The organism is Vibrio sp. 10N.261.52.A1 (assembly GCF_002876325.1).
Taxonomy (GTDB): Bacteria; Pseudomonadota; Gammaproteobacteria; order Enterobacterales; family Vibrionaceae; genus Vibrio; species Vibrio chagasii.
Genome location: NZ_MCYD01000853.1, coordinates 1 through 3845 on the forward strand (window position 1 = coordinate 1; position 3845 = coordinate 3845).

A 3845-nucleotide genomic window follows, 5' to 3' on the forward strand; every position below is an offset into this window, starting at 1 on the left:
CGCTGTGGTGGTGCTCAGACACTCCCGCTAGGTTGCCATATTTAGGCTGGTGGCGGTCATTTTCTAATGGGTGGTGCCAACCTTGTGTGTGTTTGACAAAGTGCGCCGCAAAGCTTTCAGACACCTCTAAACACCCAGCTATAACGGTATCAACATAAGTTTGAACGATAGGGCTGTTTTCACAAGGCGCCTCGATTTCATCTTTCACATAAACCCAAATAGATTGGTCTTCTTTGAATGCGGTTTGGCTCTCTATCTGATCGGCTTTGAGTTCGATTCGGTGATAGCCACGTTCACGACGATCAAACTCAGCAAGCGCTATCTCGTCGACTTCAAGTAAAACACCATTCACTTGCCCTTCGCCAAGGTTGACGATCAGAGGGGATAACACGTAACTGTCGTCGATTTTACTCCAATGGCGCACTAAGCCATGAACAATTGCTGGGATTGCTTGACCCGTTTGACCGGTAAGTTGACGAGAAGAAGAGTTGATCAAGCTGCCATAACCAAAAATATACATCGCGTTCCTTGTCTGAGTTCTGCCATTTAAGTCTAGTCTTACTATATGTGGCGCAATCATAAAAGTCAGTAAGTTTCTATTTACACCTTTATATGTCTTTATGACTCTTTTGGTTGTGTGGTTTTGACTTTTTTATTGGTCAATGAATCTTGTGAGTGTTTGTTTTTACTGGCCTTATCTAATTGGCGCGTTTCATGCAATGTGATCTGCATATTGCATCAAGCTTGATGCACACCAAATTTAGGTTTAGGTAATACCTTGGCCGCTTATCTGAGAATTAGGAGCGAGTTTGTTAAATATCACAGATAAAAGTGTAGAAGACGCGATTCCAGCCTACTTGCGTTTAGGCTTTCGACCTTTCTTCTTTCTAGGCAGTGTTTATGCCGTAATTGCGATTGTGGTTTGGGTCATCATGTTCCAAAACGGCCAACCTGAAACTCTAAAGGTGCCCGCGTTATGGTGGCACGTGCATGAGATGCTATTTGGGTTTTCTATGGCGATTGTTGTTGGCTTTGTGCTGACGGCCGTACAAACCTGGACAGGGGTTAATGGCACCAAGCATTATCGATTAGCCGCACTGGTCGGTTTGTGGCTGGCACCTCGTATCCTATTTTGGACGCCGGCACCGCTGTGGCTAATTTCGTCGATTGAAGCGCTGTTTTTGGCTTTTGCTGCTTACGAGATCGGTTTTCGTGTAGTGCAGTCGAAAGGTTGGAAGAACTTGTTCTTCGTTCCTCTGTTTGTACTGGCGATTGGGGCGAATTTTGCGAGCTACGCGACCATTAAGGGAATGCCTCCGTTTCCATCATCAGCGGTATGGCAAGCGATGTTGTGGTGGTTTACCTTGCTGCTGTCTGTAATGGGCGGACGAGTGATCCCATTCTTTACTGCACGTCGCTTTAACGTTGAAAAAGCGCAGCCATTGGTATGGTTGGAATGGCTTGCAAACCTGCCTTTGGTAGGGTTGTTTGTGCTGAGCTTCTTCCCACTCACCTTTGCTCAAGTAGGTAATGAGCTAATGGTGTTTGCTGGCGTGACTCAGTTAGTTCGCTTTATCCGTTGGAAGCCTTGGGCAACCTTGTCTGAGCCTTTGGTGTGGTCACTGCATGCGGCTTACTTGTGTATTCCTCTAAGCTTGTTGTTACGTGGCCTGTTAGATAACCCATTTGCCAGTCATAACATGCTGCACTTGTTCGCAATTGGTGGCTTGAGCGGTTTGATTCTGGCGATGATAACCCGAGTGACAATGGGACACACTGGTCGTGCGATTTACAAAGGACCAAGCATGGCGCTCGCATTCTCTGCAATTTTTGTGGCAGCGCTAGTACGTAGCTTAGGTGTCACCTTCTTCCCTGCTTACTTGTTTGAGATGGTGAACCTAAGCGCGGGCTTATGGACGTTGGCGTTTGGTCTGTTTATTTGGAAATTCGGCATGATGTTACTTACGCCGAGAGTGGATGGTCATCCAGGCTAAATTGATTTCAGTATCTTGATTACAAAAGGGAAGCATTGAGCTTCCCTTTTTTGATTGAAATAAACGTTTATCAACTTATTGAGTGTTCGCTATTAAGTATTGGCGTACCTGCGTAATCAGGTCTTCTTTGGCGTGAGGGGAGATGAAACTCGCTTCCACAGCATTAATACTGAACTGGGCTAACTCTTGATGGGTGACTGGATGTGCATTGGCAACCGCGAGGAAATTGTCATTCATGTAGCCACCAAAGTAAGCCGGGTCATCGGAATTGATGGTGACACAAAGCCCTTTTCTCAGTAGTTCGACAATGTTGTGCTGCTCCATAGTATCGAAGACTTTTAGTTTGGTATTCGATAGCGGACAAACCGTCAGTGGAATACGTTTTGCTGCCAACTCTTCTACGAGTTCTGCGTCGTCGATACAGCGAACACCATGGTCGATCCGGGTGATACTTAGCAAGCTCAATGCGTCAATAATGTTTTGTGCTGGGCCTTCCTCTCCGGCGTGTGCGACAGTCAGAAAGCCTTGGTTGAGCGCTTCTTGGAATACATGTTTAAACTTCTCGGGCGGGTTACCTTGTTCCGATGAATCTAAACCAACCGCAATGATTTTATCTTTGTAAGGCAGAGCCTGTTTGAGTGTCTCGAACGCACTTTCTTCATCGAGGTGACGCAGAAAGCACATAATCAGTTGGCTACTTATCCCAAGTTCATGAGTTGCTTGGTCGAGTGCACGAGTGATGCCAGTGATAATAGTGTCGAAGGCGATACCGCGTTCAGTATGGGTTTGTGGGTCAAAGAAAATCTCAGTGTGAACCACATTGTCTTGTTGGCACTTTAATAGGTAGGCCCAAGTGAGATCGTAAAAGTCTTGTTGATGAATCAGTACATTGGCGCCTTGATAATAGATGTCGAGAAAAGACTGTAGGTTATGGAATTGATAGGCATCTCGCACTTGCTCTGGGTTCTCAAAGGGAATCGATACGTTATTGCGCTTGGCCAGTTCGAACATCAGTTCGGGCTCCAGTGTGCCCTCAACGTGTAAGTGCAGCTCAACCTTCGGTAAATTTTTGATGAAGCTATCCATAGCAACTCCTTAGCTATTTTAATTATGGGCGGAGTAGGGGGAGATAATTAACGCCTACCAAGCTAACGGGTTAGACGACTCATTTATCTCTGTTTGAGCATAGTTCATTTCATGGTTGTCGATGAAATGAGGCTAAAATTGTTAGGGATTAGAAGCTGTTGAGTGCTTAAAAATGAGCCGCAAACGATTTGCAGCACTAGAGTGTGATCCGCTGCAAATATTTGCAGCAATATTCGTTGATTTGTGCTCTAATACCGCGCTTACCAAGGGATGGTGTTAAAAGATGCTCACTTAGATGGAGTTATCAAAGTTGACCGATCCCTTAATGATCTCCCTTAGGAAAAAATAGAACATGTCTAAGAACAAAAAATTTGATATCCGCCTTACAGAAAAACGCAACGGCTGGTGTGCTGAGATTACTCGTCAAGTAACGTCTCGCAGCACAACAGTATCTAAGCGTGAGTCTGGTTTCGAAACAGAAGCGCTTGCACAAGAGTGGGCTGAGAAAGAGCTAGCATCTTTCATCGCAAACCAAGCTGAACGTAACGAGCGTAAAGCGGAACAACGTAAAGAGCGCGATGAACTACGTCACGCTAAAGAGCTTAAAGCTGAGCAAGCACGTGAAGCGCGCGCTAAAGCTCGTGCAGAAGAGCAAGAAGACGCTGAGTAATTCGGTGCACGATTAATTTATAGGTCCCTTAATTTTAAGATAAGGGAGTTATAAAAAAGCCCCAATATAGTTACCTATATTGAAGTGACCCCGTA

The 3845-nt window shown here is 45.4% G+C and carries 4 protein-coding genes; 2 read left to right on the plus strand and 2 right to left on the minus strand.

The window, feature by feature from the left end; translation table 11 throughout:
- Positions 1 to 520, minus strand: a 520-nt coding sequence (locus tag BCT81_RS18235) for a gamma-glutamylcyclotransferase family protein (RefSeq protein ID WP_102425378.1), incomplete at its 3' end; no start/stop codon positions are given.
- 289 nt (positions 521 to 809) lie between these two features.
- On the opposite strand from BCT81_RS18235, the gene BCT81_RS18240 reads away from it, so the two are divergent.
- On the plus strand, positions 810 to 1994 hold the full coding sequence (locus BCT81_RS18240) for an NnrS family protein (protein WP_102425379.1): 1185 nt from the start codon (positions 810 to 812) through the stop codon (positions 1992 to 1994).
- Between the two features lie 75 nt (positions 1995 to 2069).
- On the opposite strand, the gene BCT81_RS18245 is transcribed toward BCT81_RS18240, so the two are convergent.
- The gene (locus tag BCT81_RS18245; RefSeq protein ID WP_102425380.1) at positions 2070 to 3080 is read right to left on the minus strand and encodes an adenosine deaminase; all 1011 of its coding nucleotides are present in this window, start codon (positions 3078 to 3080) and stop codon (positions 2070 to 2072) included.
- A gap of 352 nt (positions 3081 to 3432) precedes the next feature.
- Between BCT81_RS18245 and BCT81_RS18250 the strand changes: the two genes are divergently transcribed.
- Positions 3433 to 3750, plus strand: coding sequence for a DUF3622 domain-containing protein (locus tag BCT81_RS18250; protein WP_004741494.1), 318 nt, complete (start codon positions 3433 to 3435; stop codon positions 3748 to 3750).
- Positions 3751 to 3845 lie beyond the last annotated feature (95 nt).

Coding starts and splice junctions, on each gene's coding strand:
- BCT81_RS18250 (WP_004741494.1), top strand. CDS start 3,433: ATGTCTAAGAACAAAAAATTTGATATCCGCCTTACAGAAAAACGCAAC.
- BCT81_RS18245 (WP_102425380.1), bottom strand. CDS start 3,080: ATGGATAGCTTCATCAAAAATTTACCGAAGGTTGAGCTGCACTTACAC.